Here is a 20,263-nt window from a genome sequence, read left to right on the forward strand (position 1 = left end):
ATGACCCCGAATTAGGAGGCCATGACGTGCCGTACCATGAATTCGACTGCAGTACCTGCATTCCCGAGCGCAAGAAGCACGCCGTGGTGAAAGGTCCCGGAGAGGACCTCACCTCCTGTCTGCCGCTCGGCTATCTCAACACCATCCCCGGCTCGATCTCGGAGCGCGGCTGCGCCTATTGCGGCGCCAAGCACGTGATCGGCACGCCGATGAAGGACGTCATCCACATCAGCCACGGGCCGGTGGGATGCACCTACGATACCTGGCAGACCAAGCGCTACATCTCCGACAACAACAACTTCCAGCTCAAATACACCTTCGCCACCGACGTGAAGGAAAAGCACGTCGTGTTCGGCGCCGAGGGCATGCTGAAGCAGAACATCCTTGAGGCCTTCAAGGCGTTCCCCGACATCAAGCGCATGACCATCTACCAGACCTGCGCCACCGCACTGATCGGCGACGACATCGACGCCGTCGCCGCCGAGGTGAAGGAGGAGCTGCCCGACGTCGACATCTTCGTGTGCAACTCGCCGGGCTTCGCCGGACCCTCACAGTCCGGCGGCCACCACAAGATCAACATCGCCTGGGTGAACAACAAGGTCGGCACGTTCGAACCGGAGATCACCTCCGACTTTGTGATCAACTACGTCGGCGAGTACAACATCCAGGGCGACCAGGAGGTGATGCTCGATTTCTTCAAGCGCATGGGCATCCAGGTTCTGTCGACCTTCACCGGCAACGGCACCTATGACGGCCTGCGCTCGATGCATCGCGCGCATCTCAACGTGCTCGAATGCGCCCGCTCGGCCGAATACATCTGCGACGAGCTGCGCGTGCGCTACGGCATCCCGCGCATGGATATCGACGGCTTCGGCTTCGAGCCGCTGTCGATCTCGCTGCGCAAGGTCGGCCGCTTCTTCGGCATCGAGGATCGCGCGATCAAGATCATCGAGGAAGAGACCGCGAAGTGGAGGCCGCAGCTCGACTGGTACAAGGAGCGGCTGCGCGGCAAGAAGGTGTGCCTGTGGCCCGGCGGCTCCAAGCTGTGGCACTGGGCGCACGTCATCCAGGAGGAGATGGGCGTCGAAGTGGTGTCGGTCTACACCAAGTTCGGACACCAGGGCGATATGGAAAAGGGCGTCTCGCGTTGCGGCGAAGGGGCGTTGGCGATCGACGATCCCAACGAGCTCGAAGGCCTTGAGGCGCTTGCCAAGCTGAAGCCGGACATCATCTTCACCGGCAAGCGTCCGGGCGAGGTGGCCAAGAAGGTGCGCGTGCCCTACCTCAACGCCCACGCCTACCACAACGGCCCGTGGAAGGGCTACGAGGGCTGGGTGCGCTTCGCCCGCGACATCTACAATGGCATCTATTCGCCGATCCACCAGCTCTCCGCGCTCGACATCAGCAAGGACGAGATTCCGACAGGCCGCGGCTTCCTTACCGCCCGCATGCTGTCGGACTCGAGCCTGAGCGACGACATCCGCAACTCGCAGGTTCTGAAGCCCTACGACGGCAAGTTCGATCCGATCGCCGGGTTGCGGGCCAAGACCTATCCGGACTTCGAGCGTCTCGCGCGAACCGCCAGCGCTGCCGCCACCGCCGCCGAGTGAGGAGGACCGCCATGGACGACATGACCAAGACCGCCTCCCCCACCGACGGCATCGTCGTGGGTGGGCTCGCCGTGCCGATCGACGCGGTGACCCACGACCGTCTCGAGCAGATGGTCGACTACATCATGAAATACTGCCTGTGGCAGTTCAATTCGCGCGGCTGGGACCGCAAGAAGCAGAATGCCGGCATCATCCCCAGGACCGCACAGCTTCTCTGCGGAGAGGAGATCGCGCGCGAAACGCCGGGCGACCGCTACTATTGGGTGGAGGCAGTGAGCCTCGCCGAAGCCTACCGCGAACGCCTGCCGTGGCTTGCCGACATGACCAGGGAGGAGATCAAGACGCTGCTGCAACGGCTGCACGAGCGCATCGACTATCTCACCGTCGATGGCTCGCTGAACGAAGAACTCACCGTGCCGCACTATTGATCGGAGATCCCATGTCCAGCGAAACTACGTCCAGCGAAGCCATGTCCAGCGAAACCTGCGAAATCGAAGCCTGCGAATCCAAGTTCTGCCAGCTCAAGGCCAAGGAGCGGATCGGCACCATCAACCCGATCTTCACCTGCCAGCCGGCCGGCGCGCAGTTTGTCTCCATCGGCATCAAGGACTGCATCGGCATCGTACATGGCGGCCAGGGCTGCGTGATGTTCGTGCGCCTGCTCATCTCGCAGCACCTCAAGGAGAGCTTCGAGCTCGCCTCCTCGTCGGTGCACGAGGATGGCGCGGTGTTCGGCGCCACCGGCCGCGTCGAGCAGGGCATCGACGTGCTTCTCGAACGCTATCCCCACGTCCGTGTCATCCCGATCATCACCACCTGCTCGACCGAGATCATCGGCGACGACTGCGACGGCGTCGTCAACAAGCTGGAGGAAGAGCTTCTCCCGGTGAAGTATGGCGACCGGGACGTGCACCTCCTCGTCATCAAGACGCCGAGCTTCGTCGGCTCGATGGTGTCGGGCTATGACATCGCGGTGCGCGACTTCGTCAAGAAGTTCGCCCGCAAGACCGAGCCGAACGGCAAGCTCAACCTCATCACCGGCTGGGTCAATCCCGGCGACGTGAAGGAGCTGAAGCACCTGCTGGCCGAGATGGACATCGACGCCACCGTGCTGTTCGAGATCGAGGATTTCGACTCTCCCGTCATGCCCGATGGCAGCGCGGTCTCCCACGGCAACACCACCATTGAGGACCTGCAGGACACCGCCAACGCGCTCGGCACCATCGCGCTGAACCGCTACGAGGGCGGCAAGGCCGCGCAGTTCCTGCAGAAGAAGTTCAAGCTGCCCACCATCATCGGCCCGACCCCGATCGGCATCCGCAACACCGACACCTTCCTGCGGAACCTCAAGGAGATGACCGGCAAGCCGATCCCGCCCTCGCTGGTCAAGGAGCGCGGCATCGCCATCGATGCGTTGGCCGACCTCACCCACATGTTCCTGGCCGACAAGAAGGTGGCGATCTACGGCAATCCCGATCTCGTCATCGGCCTCGCCGAATTCTGCCTCGACCTCGAGATGAAGCCGGTGCTGCTGCTCTTGGGCGACGACAACTCGTCCTATGGCGACGATCCCCGCATCAAGGCGATTCAGGACGGCGTCGATTATCCGATGGAGATCGTCACCAATGCCGATTTCTGGGAGCTGGAACGGCGCATCAAGGATGGCGAGATCGAGCTCGATCTGATCCTCGGCCACTCCAAGGGGCGCTTCGTGTCGATCGACTACTCGATCCCGATGGTGCGCGTCGGTTTCCCCACCTACGACCGCGCCGGCATGTATCGCCATCCCGTCGTCGGCTATGGCGGCGCCACCTGGCTCGCCGAGCAGATGGCCAACGCGCTGTTCACCGACATGGAATACAAGAAGAACAAGGAGTGGCTGCTCAACGTCTGGTGACGCAGCGCTGGGCTGCCCTGTTCGCGCCCCCCTCACCCGCTCGCTTAACCCGCGACCTCTCCTTTCGGGGCGAGATCGAAGTCCCAATATGAGCGAGGGCACCGGGTGAGGGGGAGCAACCCGAGCGCACGCAAGCCGGCTCTGCGAACATCGTCCGGGATCCCTCAACCTGCCTCGATCGAGCCTGCCATGATGCGGATCGCAGCCTTCATCGACGAGAACGGCGACCTCGCCGGCCTCCACGAGCTTGGCCGCATCGTGCTCTATGACGACGCCTCAGGCGCCTGGACCATCGAGCGGGACATCCCGTTTCCGGGCGCCGGGGCCCCCGCCACCATCGCCGGCCTCAAGGCGCGCCTCGCCGAGGTGGCACGCCAGCTTGAGGACTGCCGGCTGTTCGTCTCCGCCGGCTCCAAGGGCGCGCTCAATGCGGTGCTGCAGGAGGAGCTGGGCTTCCAGACCTGGCACAGCCAAGGCTGCGCGCTCGACCTCTTGGACACAGTGGCGCTGAAGGAGGCCGAACGTCTGGCCGACCTCGCGGCGGCGGAACAGGCGGACGATCCGCCACTGCCGATGTTGATATTGGAGCGGGTCGGCGCGGAGCACTACCGCGCCGACCTCACTCGCTTCCAGATCCCCGATGGCGGGCACGATTCGATGACGGTGCTGCTGCCGGTCCTGGAAGAGCGCGCCTTCCGGCGGCTGGAGCTGGTGTGCGACCACAATCCGAAATGGCTGTGGCGCTCGGTGCGCGATCTCGGCCTCAAGCTCAAGCGCGAGATCGTCGTGCGCGACGGCGTGATGTCCACCATCACCATCTGCGCCGAATAGGACCGACGATGCCCTCGGGGCGAAAGGACGCGATCATGATGACCCGACTGAAGCCGCCGCCGATCCTCTACTTCGCCTACGGGCCGACCATGAACCCCGGCATCATGGCCTCGATCTGCCGCGCCGCGAAGCCGGTGGCGCCCGCCGTGCTGCCCCACCACGATCTCGGCTTCTTCGGCCATTGCGACACCTGGGACGGCGGCGAGAAGACACTGGTGCGCCGCGCCGATGCGTCGGTCCACGGTGTCGTCTACCGGCTCTCGGTCTCCGATCTCGATCGGCTCGACGCCAGCCAGAGCGTCAAGCTCGACGGCAGCGGCCCCTATTTCCACTACCCAGACGAGGTGATCGGCCTTGATGGCACGCGCTATGACACCCTGTTCTACAAGCGGGCGATGGAGGGCGAGCCGCAGGCGCCGAGCTGCGACTACATCCAGCAGATCATCGCCGGCGCCGAAGCGCACGGCCTGTCCGCAGCCTATGTCGCGCGGCTCAAGCGCATCCCTTCGAGACCGGCGAGCTACAGCGTGCCGCTGCGCCGCCCAGCGCCCGCCTTCGCATCCTCCTGCGCCTGCTGACCGATCCGCAGCCTTAATGCCTGCGACACGGTTTCCGGTTGATCCCTTCGGGATACCGGAAACCGTCTCGCCGAAAACCCCAGTTCCGCAAGTGGTTCGCGATGACGGGGTTTTCGGCGATCGGAATACGGTTTTCCGGCTTTATCAGCCGGAGAACCGCATGAGCCCACGCTTGCCGGCGAGGTCACCGACAGGCTGAAGCCATAGGCATCAGTCTTGAAAGGCCAAAGATCTTGATGGGCTCAAGGTCTCGATGGGCGGCGGTGTTGGCAGAACCGTCCCCGGCTCACGACGCGATGTTCGAGACGCCGCGCGATCGCGGATCCATGCCCGGCACCACGCCATCGAGCAGCGACCGCAGGCGCCGCGATCTGCCGATCGACTGCCAAAGCCGCAGGTCGTCGGTGGCCGAACGCATGATCCAGTCATAGCCGGTGCTGCGCCAGGGCATCACGCGGTCCGACAGGTTGTCGAGCACATAGTCGCCGCGGTCGGTGCGGGCGACGACCACCAGATGGAACTCACCGGTACGCAGCCGCGCCACCGCCAGCGACAGCGCGCCGCCCGGCCAGCCCTGGACGATGAGGTCGTGCCGCTTCTGCACGGCATAATCGTCGCAGTCACCCGCGGCGGCCCCGAGCGACCAGGTATCCAGCCCGCTGTCCGGCCGTGGCCTGATCCTGTCGTTGACCGACCGGTTGACCGACTCGAGTTCCGCCCAGCGCGCCTGGGTCAATTCGACCGCCTCCGAGCCATTGGCCCGGCAGTCCTCGGAATTGTCCAGGCAGAATCGGACCGCGGCCACCGGCGCCAACACCGCGCCGCCCGGCACCATGGCAGTGCTCTTGGGGATAGGGTTCGCAAGCCGGGTCACCGCAAGCGGCGACGCAGCGGCGAAGCCGCCGGCCCCGACCGCCATGCTGAAGATGACCGCGCCCGCAACGCGCCGCGCGGCAAAAATCCACTGCTTCGCCGCACAGACACCAAAGATGCCGCGCGGCATACGCGCCGTTTCACACACGCCAGTTATGTTCATGTTCTTATCGCCCGTCTTCTTGTTGTTCATCGGTTGTCGTTACGGCGCAGTCCTACGTGCTGCGCTGCACACCAGATCAGCTCCAGCGCCCGGAAATGCTCCGCGATCCCCCCCGCGGCGAGGGTAGATCCAACAGATGTTGCGCTGCACTCGCCAAAATGATGAGACGTTCAAGCTCGCCCCGGCGGCCGCGCGGGGCGTGTCCCGTCGCGCGGCGTCGGTCGCGGAGCGCCGCCGCTCCCTCGCGAAAGCCGAGCCCGGCCTTGCCGCGGGCACAGATCCGAGGACGTGCCGGACGCAACACCGTGCGCCCGGCACACGAAACCGGCCCGCCGCTCGCCGACGCCAATTCACACGGAGGCCGGCCGATCAAGCCGAGTCTTGACCCTGTCGTATTCCTCAAGCCCCGACCGCCTTCGTGCCGACCGTCGCCTCCGCCTGCGAATGTTCGTGAAACCGTTACCCGCGCCTGCCGGACACGGCGACACGCGCACGACACCTGCTCGCAGTCCGACCCTGCCATTTGCGCCTGCAATAGTCAGGCGACGCCTGCCCATAACATATTGATTTTAAAAATATTTTTCTCATACGCCTGACCCGTGCGGGTTCCAGGCGTCGGATTTCATCCACGAGAGCACCCTCCGCAGACCGGGAGCCGGTCGTGCAGACGGGATACGACAGATCAAAGCCCCGCAAACATTTGATCTGTCGCCAGAAATTCTTCGCTGTGCGTCCGTCTGCAGCCCGATTTGCCGCCCTGCCCCCGCTGTCTCGCAACGATTTTCCATCGCTGGCACCGATTACCAAGGTGCTGACAAACAGCCGTAACATTCAGCCCTTATTATCCATTCGATGACGACAGAATATCACTATCTCTCAGGAGGTATTTCTGCAAGCGAGGCAGACAGATCGTCCGCATCGCGCCGGAATTCACAACAACAAAACAGTCCTTCGGATACATTTGACGCTACAGATCCGCAGATGATTCCCGCGGTTCTCGGGCCGAACAATACGCGCATCAGCGCACAAACCGCATCGGATTGGGATATTCGCGCCACCTGGCGACCTCCCGCGATTCCATTTGATACGACCCTATTTAGATACATCATATTCTGGCTGATTGGATTTTTTGCCCTCGCCACGTTGTCATTGTTTTCGAACGACACCTCGCCATTCATAATCAAGACGATCTATTCCACCTTGATCGTCCTCGGCGTCCTTTATCCAGTTTTGATTGCGCTGCCGGCCGCCCGCAATTTTTCGGCGATTCCCTATCTGCTGTTCTTTGCGATCTCCGCAACATCGTTCCTCGGCGTTACCGAGACGATGACCGGATTCCACGTCATCTCCTCCAATCCCGCAGTCTACGGCCTGTCGTTTTACGGTGCCAGCCTCGCCTACCACGTCTATCTGCGGTCGCTGACGGTCTCGACGGCGGTCACGTCCGCCAATCCGTTGCTGTTGTTTACCGGACCGATTGCCACGAGCGCCGGACTGATCAAATATTCCAGCCTCAAGAGGCGCCTGATACACTATTTTCCCTACGCGCTGATTGGATTCTTCTTCTTCAAGATCGTCGGCGCGCCGCTCGGCAACTTCTTCTGGATGATCGATTGCACGAACATCTTGACTTCCCTGCAGTTCGCCGCGATCTTCGAAATGTTCGTGTATTTCAATTTTGCCGGCCTGTCGCTGATCGTCTACGCCGTCTGCGGAATAATTGGTCTTAAGATACCGCTCAACTTCCAGCAGCCGTTTTCCGCGCGCAACATCATCGAATTCTGGCGTGGTTGGCACATCAGCCTGTCGACGGTCCTCAAGACCCTGTTCTACACCCCGACGCGAAAAGCGTTCGGCGGCACGACCGCCCTCTTCATCGTCTATGTCAGTTCCGCGTTCTGGCACGGCGTCGCCATAAATTTCGTAATTTGGGGCATTTTCCACGCGGTGTGCTTCTGGCTAACGATCAAATTATTGAAATCTGACTGGCGGCTGCTTACGACAATCCTGATGGTGTTCGCGATCGTGTACGGCCGGATGCTGTTCGTCGACAGCGACACGGAACGCCTCCTGGCCAAGATGACGTTCGACAGCACCTTCCCGGCACAGATCTCCGAGGCAAAGATACCCACCATAGCCTATATCAGCCTGGCCATGGCCTCGACGCTCGTGTTTCTGGAATTCGCGCTCGCAAAGCAGCGCCTCTTTCGCCAGCGAACCTACAAATACCTGAGAACGAACATCAGCCAGATACTCATACTCGCAGCGACCATACTGCTCATTCAGTCGGATGGGGGCGCAAGCTATGCAGTCTATGGCCAACGCTAGGACCGACAGCACATCGGGCGAGGCCGGTTCGAAGAGCGCAGCCAGAACCACGTCCCGCCGCAAGGCGTGGCTGGTCCGCTCAATCATGGCAGCCTTGGCTATTGCCTATGTCTGGCATATGATTGCTGTCAATATTCGTTATGCGGGAAACGACTACATAATTCATCTTCAGGAGATCGTTGACCGGCGCACCGCGCATTTGCGTGCAACGAACGACTTGGATGTCGTGATTGTCGGTGGCTCGAATTCCCTGTTCGGCGTGAGCGCCAAGCAGATTTCCCGCCAGACCGGCTTGTCGGCCTACAACATATCGTTGATGCACGAAGGTCATTACGACAAGAATTACTTCAATTTCATGGAGGAAAGCATTCCGCGCGCCGTCCGCGCCAAGGTGAAGTTCGTCGTCCTGTCGACGATCGCGCCGTTCGGCGATCTCGCGCTGGAACGCAGGCGCCAGGACGAGAACCTGACGCATGATCTGGTCGGACGGCAGCTTCACGTCACGCTGACACCGAATGAACCGCTGCTGTACGCGATCGCCGTCGTCGCCCCGCAACTCCTCAGGCCATCCAGAAAGGGCACGGACGCAGAGGGAAAGCTCTCGGTCGACGAAGCCTACGGCGATCTGAATTTCAAGATGATCACGTGTCGCTATGACAGCGAGAGACACATCTTGAATCGCGCGAGCGACGTTTTCGACGTCATTCTTCCACGCCTGCAGGGAATTCGAACCATCTTTCCGTATGCCACCGTCATCGTTTCCATCCCGCCGTTGGCGTCCGATACTGGAGGGATTACCGAGCAGTTCGTGAGGGAGTTGTCCGCACTGCTGCCGGAGAACATGCTGGTATCGGTGACGCCGGCACTGGACCGGAAATATTTCTGCGATTCCGAAATCCACCCCAACGCGCAAGGCAGGATGATCCGGACAAACGGTATCGTAAGCGACATCCTGCGCGCCAGATGAGCGCCGGCATAAGACCAACGGCGACGATAGCCGACCGTTGGCGCCACGTGCGAAGTTCCATAAAATATTTGATTTCCCAAGAGAAAATTCGCGAGAGTCAACGGTCCCACGCCTCAGCGTTTGGGGCCGTTCGTATGATGCGGTGTCCGGTTGATCCCTTCGGGAGGCCGGAAACGGTACCACTCTCTTTCGCGACGCCGGTTCCCACATTTGCGGCGAGTGCGCCCGGGCAGGCGCGGTAGGCGCCAGCCGCGGCGGATTGGCACACCATGCTGCCGGCACGCGGCCTGCCGGATGAGAGGCTTGCGGCAAGACCACACGCAATGCCAAACCGCCTCGGGCGATATTAGAAATCGTTAAGTTTCAAACCGGCCAGGCCGAGGCTAAGCAGACCGGCGATGCATCGGATCAAACCGTCGCCCGCCGCCCGCCTTCGGGTTCTGCCCCAAGGGTGGGCGCCTTGCAACCGCGCCCGCGCCAACCCAAGGAGCCGGTGTGGGTGCTGGAGTCTGGTACCACCTGGGGCAGTCGATCCGGCGTCTTCGGATCGGCGGACGCTCCAATGCCCGCGGATCGTGAGAATGACAGACCAGAGGCCGAGTGACAGGCCGGCGGCCCCGGGGCCACGGTGGAGGCGGCGATACGGCGCCGCGGCCGGCGGCCTCGCGCTCGCGCTGGGCCTCGCCGGCTGCGCGGTCGGGCCGGATTACCGCACGCCGCTGCTCGATCTGCCCCAGCAGTACGGCAGCGCCAAGAAACGGCCGGCGGCGCAGCCGGCGCCCAAGAGCGACCTCACCCGCTGGTGGCAGGGCCTGCGCGACCCGATCCTCACCGCTCTGATCGACGAGGCGGTAGCCGGAAACCTCGATGTCGCCACCGCCAAGGCCAAGGTGCGCGAGGCGCGCGCGCTGCGCCGCCAGGCCATCGGCGCGCTCTATCCCAATGTCGACGGCTTCGCCTCGGCCACCCGCAACAAGACGGCGACCAGCCGCGGCGCGTCGAGCACCGACACGGCCGGCTCCATCGCCTCCCCGCCCTACACGCTCTATCAGGCGGGCTTCGATGCCTCCTGGGAGCTCGACTTGTTCGGCGCCAACCGCCGCAATGTCGAGGCCGCCAACGATGCGCTGGACGCCGCCTGGGACGATCTCGACGGCGCGCTGCTCACGCTGATCGGCGACGTCGCCGCCACTTATGTCGAGGCCCGCGGCTATCAGGCGCGCGCCGCGCTGGCCCGTCGCACGGCCGCCTCGCAGCGCGAAACCGCCGCCATCACCAAGAGCAAGTTCGACGCCGGCTCGGCCTCGGCGGTCGATGTGGCCAAGGCCACGGCCCAGGCCGCCTCGACCGAGGCCAATATTCCGGCGCTGGAGAGCGCCTATGCCGAGAGCGTCCATCGCCTGGGCGTGCTTCTCGGGCGCGAGCCATCGGCGCTGTCCGCCCCGCTCGCCCGGCCCCGGTCCATCCCGGCGCCGCGCCTGCCGCTGAAGCCCGGCGTGCCGGCCGACGTGCTGCTCAGCCGGCCGGACGTGCGCGCCGCCGAGCGCCGGCTGGCCGCGTCCACCGCCAATATCGGCGAGGCCGAGGCCGCGCTCTATCCCTCCGTCACGCTGACCGGCAACATCTCCACCAGCGCGCAGAAATTCGGCGATCTCGGCAAGAGCTCGACCATCGGCTGGTCGTGGGGGCCGCAGCTCAGCGTGCCGATCTTCAATGCCGGCCGCCTGCTGGCTGCGGTCGGCGTCGCCGAGGCCCAGCGCGACCAGTCCCACATCGCCTTCCGCGCCGCCGTGCTGACCGCACTGGAAGACGTCGAGAACGCGCTGGTGTCGCTCGCCAAGGAACGCACCCGGGCGGCCCGGCTCAGCGAATCCGCCCTCGCTTATCGCGAGGCGGCGCGCCTGTCGCGCCAGCTCTTCCAGCTCGGCTCGACGAGCTTCTTCGACGTGCTCGATGCCGAGCGCTCGCTCTATTCGGCCGAGGATTCGCTGCTGCAGAGCCGGGTTTCCATTTCCACCGACTACATCGCCCTCGCCAAGGCGCTGGGCGGCGGCTGGACCGACGCGGTCGACGTCTCGACCCCCGAGGTCGTCGACACCGGCACCGGGCCCCATTTCTATCGCGTAAGCCAATGACACGAAACAAGAAACGCGCCGGCCTCGCCGTCGCAGCGCTCGTCATCGCCGGCCTCGCCGTGCTGGGGCTTCGGGCCTACCGGGCGCCGCCGGCAACAGAGTCGATGATGACCGCGCGGGCGACCACCGGGGACATCGAGCAGACCGTGCTGGCCAGCGGCACGCTGAAGCCGGTCAAGCTGGTCGCGGTCGGCGCCCAGGCGTCGGGCCGGGTGGTGTCGATGAAGGTCAAGCTCGGCCAGAAGGTCGCCGCGGGCGACCTGATTGCCGAGATCGACCCGGTCAACCAGCAGAACGCCCTGCGCAAGGCGCAGGCCTCGCTGGAGAACCTGCGGGCCCAGCGCCTGGAGAAGATCGCGACGGTGGCGCTGGCCCGCGCCACCCTTGAGCGCCAGAAGCTCACGCTCGCCCAGCGTGCCACCTCGCGCGCGGAATTCGACACCGCCGAGGCCACCGTCAAGCAGACCGAGGCGCAGATCGCCGCGCTCGAAGCGCAGATCCGGTCGGGCGAGGTGGCGGTGGAGGATGCGAGAGCCAATCTCGGCTACACCCGCGTCACCGCCCCGATCGACGGCACCGTACTGTCGGTGGTGACGCAGGAAGGACAGACGGTGAATGCCACCCAGACCGCGCCCACCATGGTGGTGCTCGGCCAGATCGACACCATGACCGTCAAGGTGGAGATCTCCGAAGCCGACGTGGTGCGGGTGAAGCCGGGCCAGCCGGTCTACTTCACCATCCTGGGCGATCCCGACCGGCGCTACCACGCCACGCTGGAATCGATCGATCCGGCGCCGGAATCGATCAAGTCGGATTCGAGCTTTACCACCTCGACCTCGGCGGCCTCGTCGTCCTCATCCTCGTCGTCGACGTCGTCCTCGGCGATCTATTATTATGGCGTGTTCAACGTGCCGAACCCGGAACGGCGGCTGCGCACCTATATGACGGCGCAGGTGCGCATCGTGCTGGGCGAGGCCAAGGGCGTGCTGACCGTTCCCTCGGCGGCGCTGCGCCGCAGCGGCCGCGGCTACACGGTGGATGTGGTCGACGACGCCGGCACTGTCTCGACGCGCGACGTCGAGGTCGGGCTCGACAACAAGTCGACGGCCGAGATCCGCGCCGGTCTCAAGGAGGGCGAGCGCGTGGTCACCAGCCGCAAGTCGGATGCCGGCACGCCGAGCTTCCGCGGCCCGCCACGGCCGTTCTGATCCGATCACAGCGGGTGGATTTGCCTTGGTTGACACCCTTCAAGCCGTCGATGTTCCCCTGGCGAGCGCGCAGCGCTCCGCGCCGGATGCGCCGCTGATCGAGATCCGCGGCCTGCGGCGGGAATACCAGTCTGGCGACGACACCATCGCCGCGCTGAAGGATGTCGACCTCACCATCGCCGCCGGCGAGATGGTGGCGATCGTCGGCGCCTCGGGCTCCGGCAAATCCACCTTGATGAACATTCTCGGCTGCCTCGACCGGCCGACCTCGGGCAGCTACCGCATCGCCGGCCGCGAAACCGCGCAGCTCGGCCCGGACGAGCTCGCCGAACTGCGCCGCGAGCATTTCGGCTTCATCTTCCAGCGCTACCACCTGATGTCGGAACTGACCGCGCTCGGCAATGTCGAGATCCCGGCGGTCTATGCCGGCCTGCCGCGCGCCGAGCGCCAGACGCGCGCGGCGCGCCTGCTCGACCGGCTCGGCATGGCCGACCGCGTCCACCACCGCCCCGGCCAGCTTTCCGGCGGCCAGCAGCAGCGCGTGTCGATCGCCCGCGCCTTGATGAACGGCGGCGAGATCGTCCTCGCCGACGAGCCCACCGGCGCGCTCGACAGCCGCAGCGGCGAGGAGATGCTGCGCATCCTCGACGAGCTCAACGCCGAAGGCACCACGGTGATCATCGTCACCCACGATGCCTCGGTCGCCGCCCGCGCCCAGCGCATCATCGAGCTGCGCGACGGCGAGATCATCTCCGACCGGCGAAACGCGACGCCGGCGCGCCCGTCGGCGGCCCCGCGGCTCGGCGGCGCCGGCACGCCGTCCACGCCCTGGCGCGCAGCGGTCGGCCGCTTCCGCGAAGCGTTCCGCATGGCCTCGTTCGCCATGCGCGCCCACGGCCTGCGCACCTTCCTCACCATGCTCGGCATCGTCATCGGCATCGCCGCGGTGGTGTGCATGGTGGCGCTCGGCGAAGGCTCCCGCCAGAAGGTGCTGGCGAACATTTCCAGCCTCGGCACCAACACCCTGGAAGTGTTCCCCGGCCTCAATTTCGGCGACACGCGCTCGGGCCGCATCCGCACGCTGGTGGTGGCCGATGCCGACGCGCTGGCGCAGCAACCCTATGTCGCGGCGGTCACGCCCACTGTCTCCACCACCCGCTCCCTGCGCTACCGCTCGACCGAGGCCAACGGCATGGTCAATGGCGTCGGCGACCGCTATTTCGACGTCAAGGGCACCAAGCTGCTTGAGGGCCGGCTGTTCGACGCCGATAGCGTCAAGCGCATCGCCCAGGACGTGGTGATCGACGAGACGGCGCGCGACGCGCTGTTCGCCGACGATCCCGGCAAGAGCCCGATCGGCGAGGTCATCCTGGTCGGCAACGTGCCGAGCCGCATCATCGGCTTGGTGCAGAAGCAGCAGGGCGGCTTCGGCTCCAGCGCCAACCCGTCCGTCTACCTGCCCTACTCCACCGTGCAGGCCCGCTTCCTCGGCACCACGGCGCTTCGCTCCATCACGGTGCGGGTCGCCGACGACACGCCGACCGACCTGGCGCTGGCCGCGGTGACGCAACTCCTCATCCAGCGCCACGGCACCAAGGACTTCTTCATCCTCAACACCGACGACATCCGCAAGACCATCACCCAGACCACGGAAATCCTGGCGATGCTGATCGCCTCGATCGCGGTGATCTCGCTGGTGGTGGGCGGCATCGGCGTGATGAACATCATGCTGGTGTCGGTATCCGAACGCGTCAACGAGATCGGCGTGCGCATGGCGGTGGGAGCGCGGCGCAGCGACATCCTGCAGCAGTTCCTGATCGAGGCGGTGCTGGTGTGCCTGATCGGCGGCGTGCTCGGCATCGCGCTGGCGCTCGGCTTCGGCGCGGTGTTCGCGATGCTTGAGACGCCCTTCACTTTGATCTACTCGACCGCCTCGATCATCGCCGCCGTGGTGTGCTCGACCCTGATCGGCGTCATTTTCGGCTATCTGCCGGCGCACAACGCCTCGCTGCTCGATCCGGTGGTGGCGCTGGCGCGGGACTGATGCGGTTTCCGGCCGATCAGGCCGGAGTTCCGTATTCCGCTCGCCGAATAATCCGTCTCGGATCAAGGTTTTCGGCGAGACCGCTTCCTTCGATCCCGAAAGGACCAACGGGAAGCCGAGTGAACTGCCGGGAACCCCCGCGCCGCGGCAGGGTTAACGGGGGACGAACCCCGCCAGGCGATTTGGCGGTCAAATGCCAACCGGACCGAAATCGGAGTGCGCTAGGAGGATGCCGTGGACCGGACCCGCAAGTCCCGCCCACGCAGGTTCCATCGGCTGCAGAACGTCCGGCGCCGCCAGGGGCGGACCCGGACAACCGGCACAGGACGGCGTCATGGCTCGCGCATTCTGGACCACGCTCACCCTTGCCCTGGGCCTCCAGGTCGCCGTGCTGTCCGCCGTTGTCGCCGTGGCCGTGCATGGCCAGGCTGGCGTGGTGTCAACCACGCTGCACCGCACCGCACACCTGACCGAGGTTGCCGTCGCCGGCGTGCGATGAGGGCTGGCGGAACCAGCCAAAGCGGGCTTGAAACATTTCTCCGGCTGGGGGCCCGGGGGTGCGGGCTTCCGATCGTCAAGGCTTCCGGTCTCACCCGCGGATTTTCGGCGTGTGTGGTTCCGGGAACACAAAATGATCACTCGGGGCCTGTAAGAGACCTGACGCTCCTGATTCCTGTTTTGTTGCATCTCATTCGCAAGACTGACTCCCGGTTCTGCGAGGAATGCGCCTGAGGATGAAGCAATGGCCGATTTCGCACCGCCCCACCCCGGCGAGGTCCTGCGCAAGGATTTCCTCAAACCGCTGAACATGAGCGAACATGCGGCGGCCAAGGTGCTGGGCATTCCCCAAGTGCGCCTCAGCGAGATCGTCAGTGGCCGGCGTTCGGTGTCGCCCAATACGGCGCTGCGCCTGGCCCGCTATTTCGGCACATCGACGGAATTCTGGATCGGCATGCAGGCGGCCTACGACCTCGAACTGGCCCGCAACGCCGCGGCCTCCCGGATCGCGGCCAAGGAAACCCCTCGGGCGGCGTAATCTCGGCGGCCAGTACCGACAGCCAATATCGACAACCCAGAACGCTGACATCTCGGGCGGTCGACACGCGCGGAAGTTCTTTCCGGAGATCCGAGATGTCCGGAACATCCGCGACCGGGACCAACGGCCGACCTTCGCTGCCGTTGGTGGAAGCCGCTTACCGCCCCAGCCTTGCCCGCACCGTGGCCAGCATCGTCTCCACCTCGGCCCTGGCCGTCGTGAGCTTCTCCGCGTCGCGCCCCCGCACCACCAAGTTGGTGTTGGGCAGGCCGAGATCGTCCAGGAACGGATAGCTGCCGATCGTGACTTCGGGATGGGCCTGGGCCACCGCTGCCAACTCGGTGCCGATGTCGCCTTCGCGCAGGTCGGCGCGCACCGTCTCCGACAGCATCGGCAGGCCGGTTTCGAGCTTCGGGATCACCTCCTCCAGCATCGCCTGCATGATGGCCGGCACGCCCGCCATCACGATGACGTTGCCGATCCAGAACCCGGGCGCCTTGGAGATCCGGTTGGCGATCAGGTTGGCCCCGGCCGGGATGCGCGCCATGCGCAGGCGCGCCTCGTTGAGGTCGGCCTCGGCAAAGCGCTCCATCATCAGCGCCTTGGCGCGCGGGTCGACGCCGATCGCCACGCCGAACGCCTTGGCGATCGAATCGGCGGTGATGTCGTCATGGGTGGGGCCGATGCCGCCGGTGGTGAACACGTAGGTGTAGCGGGCGCGCAGCGCGTTCACCGCCTCGACGATCGCCGCCTCGTCGTCGCTGACCACGCGGACCTCCTTGAGGTCGATGCCGATCCCGGTCAGGCGTTCGGCAAGGTGGCCGATATTGCGATCCTTGGTGCGGCCGGACAGGATCTCGTCGCCGATGACGAGCACGGCGGCGGTGACGGATTTCGGCTCGGCCATCGCTTACTCCCCCAGCGAACGGATGCGGTTCCCGGCCCGCTGGCCGGAGAACCGTGCTCCAGTCACCGGAAATCCCGTTCCCGGACAAGGATTTTCGGCGAGATTGTTTCCGGACCACGACGTGAACTTCCGGAAACCGTGTGAAAATGCGTGTAGACCGAATTCAGGCGCGATCCCATACGATTGTCGCCGGAATCGGCCCCCGGCCGGACAGCGCCCGTCCGGCAGGCGGCCGCACGGCAAATTGCATAATTATTGGGCAGAGATGATCACTCCAGCGGAATTGCCGCACAATGCAGCATTGGCTCTTCCATCGGCCCGGAATTTGCGTCTAAGTTTGCGTGCATGGCGCGCACGCGCCAGCGGAAAGGCGCCCGATGACGGCCTTCGATGAAATGCGGGGCATGAACGGCCAGGTCCGCCCCGGCTACAGGCAATTGGCCGACTGGCTTGCCGGGGTGCCGCGCGCCCTCCTGGAGGAACGGCGGCGGGAGGCGGAGTTCCTGTTCCGCCGCATCGGCATCACCTTTGCGGTCTATGGCGACGCGGAATCGACCGAGCGGCTGATCCCCTTCGACATTGTGCCGCGCATCATCGCCCACGAGGAATGGACCCAGCTCTCCAAGGGGCTGGAGCAGCGGGTGCGCGCGCTCAACCTCTACATCCAGGACGTCTATTCCAAGCGCGAGGCGATGCGCGCCGGCATCGTGCCCGAGGAGCTGATCTTCCAGAACCCGGTGTTCCGGCCGGAGATGAACGGCCAGCGCGTGCCGCACGACATCTGGGTCCACATCGCCGGCATCGACGTGGTGCGGGTCGATCCCGAGACCTTCTATGTGCTGGAAGACAATGCCCGCACCCCCTCCGGCGTGTCCTACATGCTGGAGAACCGCGAGATCATGATCCGGCTGTTCCCCGAACTGTTCGCCACCCACCGCGTGGCGCCGGTCGAGAACTATCCGGACGAGCTGTTGGCGACGCTGAAGTCGGTGGCCCCGCTCACCAGCGCGGCCGAGCCGACCGCGGTGCTGCTGACGCCGGGCCTGTTCAATTCGGCCTATTACGAGCACTCGTTCCTGGCCGACAAGCTCGGCATCGAGCTGGTCGAGGGGCGCGACCTGTTCATCGAGAACAACATCGTCTTCATGCGCACCACCGAGGGGCCGCAGCGCGTCGACGTCATCTACCGCCGCGTCGACGACGACTTCCTCGACCCCCTCGCCTTCCGCCCCGATTCGGCGCTCGGCGTGCCGGGCCTGCTCGGCGCCTACCGGGCCGGCAACGTCACGCTCGCCAATGCCGTGGGCACCGGCGTGGCCGACGACAAGGCGGTCTATTCCTACATGCCGGACATCATCCGCTTCTTCCTCGGCGAGGAGCCGATCCTGAAGAACGTGCCGACCTGGCGCTGCCGCGAGCCCGAGTCCCTCGCATACGTGCTCGAACATCTGGAGGAGCTGGTGGTCAAGGAGACGCACGGCTCGGGCGGCTACGGCATGCTGATCGGGCCGAAGGCCTGCAAGGAAGAGATCGAGACCTTCCGCGCCAAGCTGAAGCACGACCCCACCACCTTCATCGCCCAGCCGACCTTGGCGCTGTCCACCGCGCCGTGCCTGGTCGAGGAGGGAATCGCGCCGCGCCACGTCGATCTGCGCCCTTACGTGCTGCAGGGCAAGACCGGCGTGCGCATCGTGCCGGGCGGGCTCACCCGCGTGGCGCTGCAGGCCGGCTCGCTGGTGGTCAATTCCTCGCAGGGCGGCGGCACCAAGGACACCTGGGTGCTCGGCGCATGATTTCCCTTCACCGTCTGTCCTCTGGCCACGCTCATGCTGTCGCGCACCGCTGACAATCTCTATTGGCTGGCCCGCTATATCGAGCGAGCCGAGTTCGTCGCCCGCACCATCGAGGTCGCCCAGCGCATGGCCTCGCTGCCCACGTCCTATGGCGGTTCATCCAACGAGTGGGAGTCGGCGCTCGCCACAACCGGCTGCGCCGACTCCTTCCACAAGCACTACCGTGACGCCACCGAACGCACCGTCACCGAGTTCCTCGCCTTCTCGCCGGAGAACTCGTCCTCGATCGTGAACTGCCTGGAGACCGCCCGCGCCAATGCGCGCGCGGTGCGCACCGCGCTCACCGTCGAAATGTGGGAGGCGATCAACGACGTGTGGCTGGAGCTGAAGAAGCTCAACCGCCGCAAGCTCGACCGCGACGATGTCAACCGTTTCCTCAACAAGGTCAAGGAGGCCTCGCTGCTGTTCGACGGCTCGGCCTCGCGCACCATGCTGCGCCGCGATTCCTACTGGTTCGAGCGGCTGGGCCACTATATCGAGCGTGCCGACAACACCGCCCGCATCCTCGACGTGAAATACCATCTGCTGCTGCCCGATCAGTCGCACGTCGGCGGCGCGCTCGACTACTACCAGTGGACCAGCGTGCTGCGCGCGGTCTCGGCAGTGACCTCGTTCCATTGGGTCTACCGCGAGAGCGTCAAGCCCTGGCTGGTCGCCGACTTCCTGATCCTCAACGAGCAGATGCCGCGCTCCCTGGCGAGCTGCTACGAGAACATCACCCGCTATCTCGACATGCTGGCGCAGGGGTATGGCCGCCAGGGGCCGGCCCAGCGCCACGCACGGGCCATGCGCGCCCGCCTGCAGAACGCCCGGATGGAAGCGATTTTCGGTACCGGCCTGCACGAGTTCATCACCGGTTTCCTCGCCGACAATCATCGCCTCGGCAGCGAAGTGACCGAACAATATCTGGTGTGATAGTCTCCTGACCCACCCGGCGCGACGCCATGCGAATCTGCATCAGCCACGAAACCCGCTATCGCTACGAGCAACCGGTCAATGGGCTGACCCAGATCCTGCGTCTGGCGCCGCGCAACCATGACGGCCAGTATGTCGTGGACTGGCGCATCGAGGTCTCGGCCGACTGCCGGCTGGAGCGCCACGAGGACGCCTTCGGCAACCTGACCGACACCTTCTCGGTGCAGGGGCATCTCGACCAACTCAGCGTACTGGTCGCCGGCGAGGTCGAAACCGAGAACAGCCATGGCGTGGTGCGCGGCACGGTCGAGCGGCTGCCGCCCTCGCTGTTCCTGCGCGAAACCGACCTGACCCGAGCCGACCCGGCGATCGAGGCGTTCGCGCTCGACATCGCCGCCAGCAGCGAGCCTGCCATCCTCAGCCGGCTGCACACGCTGCTCACCCGGCTGAACGAGGACATGGTCTATGACGGCGACCCCACCCACGCGGCCACCACCGCCGCCGAAGCCTTCGCGCTGAAACGCGGCGTCTGCCAGGACATCACCCACATCTTCATTGCCGCCGCCCGCCGCATCGGCATCCCGGCGCGCTATATCGCCGGCTACTACTACGGCGGCAACGAGGCGGATCAGGCGGAGGCCAGCCACGCCTGGGCCGAGGCGTTCGTGCCCGATCTCGGCTGGGTCGGCTTCGACGCCACCAATGGCATCTGCATCACCGACGCCCACGTCCGCGTCGCCATGGGCCTCGACTATCTCGGCGCCGCCCCGATGCGCGGCAGCCGCCGCGGGGGCGACGGCGAGAGCCTTTCCGTCGAGGTCCATGTCGGACAGTCGCCGGTCCCCGCCCAGAGCCAGATGCAGCGGCAGAGCCAGAGCTGACCGCCGCCGGCGGAATCGGCTCATATGTTTCCCGATT

The 20,263-nt window shown here is 65.1% G+C and carries 17 protein-coding genes; 15 read left to right on the forward strand and 2 right to left on the reverse strand.

Going from position 1 to position 20,263, the window contains the following annotated elements:
• The first annotated feature begins 26 nt into the window (after positions 1–26).
• The 5 genes from anfD to F1193_RS04165 all read left to right on the forward strand — a co-directional run bounded on the left by anfD (position 27) and on the right by F1193_RS04165 (position 4,916).
• Positions 27–1,610 (forward strand): nitrogenase iron-iron protein, alpha chain, encoded by a 1,584-nt coding sequence (gene anfD, locus F1193_RS04145; RefSeq protein WP_150096412.1) that lies wholly within the window; start codon positions 27–29, stop codon positions 1,608–1,610.
• Between the two features lie 11 nt (positions 1,611–1,621).
• Positions 1,622–2,038, forward strand: a complete 417-nt coding sequence (gene anfG, locus F1193_RS04150; protein WP_210247293.1) for a Fe-only nitrogenase subunit delta — start codon at positions 1,622–1,624, stop codon at positions 2,036–2,038.
• Positions 2,039–2,079: 41 nt separating this feature from the next.
• The gene (gene anfK, locus F1193_RS04155; RefSeq protein WP_150096516.1) at positions 2,080–3,507 is read left to right on the forward strand and encodes a Fe-only nitrogenase subunit beta; all 1,428 of its coding nucleotides are present in this window, start codon (positions 2,080–2,082) and stop codon (positions 3,505–3,507) included.
• 189 nt (positions 3,508–3,696) lie between these two features.
• Complete coding sequence (gene anfO, locus F1193_RS04160) at positions 3,697–4,338, forward strand: Fe-only nitrogenase accessory protein AnfO (RefSeq protein ID WP_150096413.1); 642 nt, start codon at positions 3,697–3,699, stop codon at positions 4,336–4,338.
• Between the two features lie 35 nt (positions 4,339–4,373).
• On the forward strand, positions 4,374–4,916 hold the full coding sequence (locus F1193_RS04165) for a gamma-glutamylcyclotransferase family protein (protein WP_150096414.1): 543 nt from the start codon (positions 4,374–4,376) through the stop codon (positions 4,914–4,916).
• 286 nt (positions 4,917–5,202) lie between these two features.
• On the opposite strand, the gene F1193_RS04170 is transcribed toward F1193_RS04165, so the two are convergent.
• Complete coding sequence (locus F1193_RS04170; RefSeq protein ID WP_150096415.1) at positions 5,203–5,982, reverse strand: transglutaminase-like cysteine peptidase; 780 nt, start codon at positions 5,980–5,982, stop codon at positions 5,203–5,205.
• Positions 5,983–6,804: 822 nt separating this feature from the next.
• On the opposite strand from F1193_RS04170, the gene F1193_RS04175 reads away from it, so the two are divergent.
• From F1193_RS04175 to F1193_RS04200, 7 genes are all read left to right on the forward strand, one after another.
• The gene (locus F1193_RS04175) at positions 6,805–8,280 is read left to right on the forward strand and encodes an MBOAT family O-acyltransferase (protein ID WP_150096416.1); all 1,476 of its coding nucleotides are present in this window, start codon (positions 6,805–6,807) and stop codon (positions 8,278–8,280) included.
• Positions 8,267–9,247, forward strand: a complete 981-nt coding sequence (locus tag F1193_RS04180) for a hypothetical protein (RefSeq protein WP_150096417.1) — start codon at positions 8,267–8,269, stop codon at positions 9,245–9,247. The genes F1193_RS04175 and F1193_RS04180 overlap by 14 nt, the downstream gene beginning before the upstream one ends.
• Positions 9,248–9,828: 581 nt before the next feature.
• Positions 9,829–11,382, forward strand: coding sequence for an efflux transporter outer membrane subunit (locus tag F1193_RS04185; RefSeq protein WP_150096418.1), 1,554 nt, complete (start codon positions 9,829–9,831; stop codon positions 11,380–11,382).
• On the forward strand, positions 11,379–12,590 hold the full coding sequence (locus F1193_RS04190) for an efflux RND transporter periplasmic adaptor subunit (protein ID WP_150096419.1): 1,212 nt from the start codon (positions 11,379–11,381) through the stop codon (positions 12,588–12,590). The genes F1193_RS04185 and F1193_RS04190 overlap by 4 nt, the downstream gene beginning before the upstream one ends.
• Positions 12,591–12,684: 94 nt before the next feature.
• Positions 12,685–14,634: a MacB family efflux pump subunit gene (locus F1193_RS04195; RefSeq protein ID WP_425457204.1), complete on the forward strand. Its 1,950-nt coding sequence runs from the start codon at positions 12,685–12,687 to the stop codon at positions 14,632–14,634.
• Positions 14,635–14,968: 334 nt separating this feature from the next.
• On the forward strand, positions 14,969–15,133 hold the full coding sequence (locus F1193_RS17030) for a hypothetical protein (RefSeq protein ID WP_170263347.1): 165 nt from the start codon (positions 14,969–14,971) through the stop codon (positions 15,131–15,133).
• 243 nt (positions 15,134–15,376) lie between these two features.
• Entirely contained in the window at positions 15,377–15,670 is a 294-nt protein-coding gene (locus tag F1193_RS04200) for a HigA family addiction module antitoxin (protein ID WP_150096421.1), read from the forward strand.
• 157 nt (positions 15,671–15,827) lie between these two features.
• Here the strand turns inward: F1193_RS04200 and F1193_RS04205 are convergent, their stop codons facing one another.
• Positions 15,828–16,577, reverse strand: coding sequence for a competence/damage-inducible protein A (locus tag F1193_RS04205; protein WP_150096422.1), 750 nt, complete (start codon positions 16,575–16,577; stop codon positions 15,828–15,830).
• Between the two features lie 377 nt (positions 16,578–16,954).
• On the opposite strand from F1193_RS04205, the gene F1193_RS04210 reads away from it, so the two are divergent.
• The 3 genes from F1193_RS04210 to F1193_RS04220 are packed head-to-tail and all read left to right on the forward strand — an operon-like array spanning position 16,955 to position 20,226.
• On the forward strand, positions 16,955–18,370 hold the full coding sequence (locus F1193_RS04210) for a circularly permuted type 2 ATP-grasp protein (protein ID WP_150096423.1): 1,416 nt from the start codon (positions 16,955–16,957) through the stop codon (positions 18,368–18,370).
• Between the two features lie 33 nt (positions 18,371–18,403).
• Positions 18,404–19,345 (forward strand): alpha-E domain-containing protein, encoded by a 942-nt coding sequence (locus F1193_RS04215; RefSeq protein ID WP_150096424.1) that lies wholly within the window; start codon positions 18,404–18,406, stop codon positions 19,343–19,345.
• Positions 19,346–19,374: 29 nt separating this feature from the next.
• Positions 19,375–20,226, forward strand: a complete 852-nt coding sequence (locus F1193_RS04220) for a transglutaminase family protein (protein ID WP_150096425.1) — start codon at positions 19,375–19,377, stop codon at positions 20,224–20,226.
• Positions 20,227–20,263: the final 37 nt, after the last annotated feature.

Origin of the sequence: Blastochloris sulfoviridis, assembly GCF_008630065.1 — a bacterium.
In the GTDB taxonomy this organism is placed as follows: domain Bacteria; phylum Pseudomonadota; class Alphaproteobacteria; order Rhizobiales; family Xanthobacteraceae; genus Blastochloris; species Blastochloris sulfoviridis.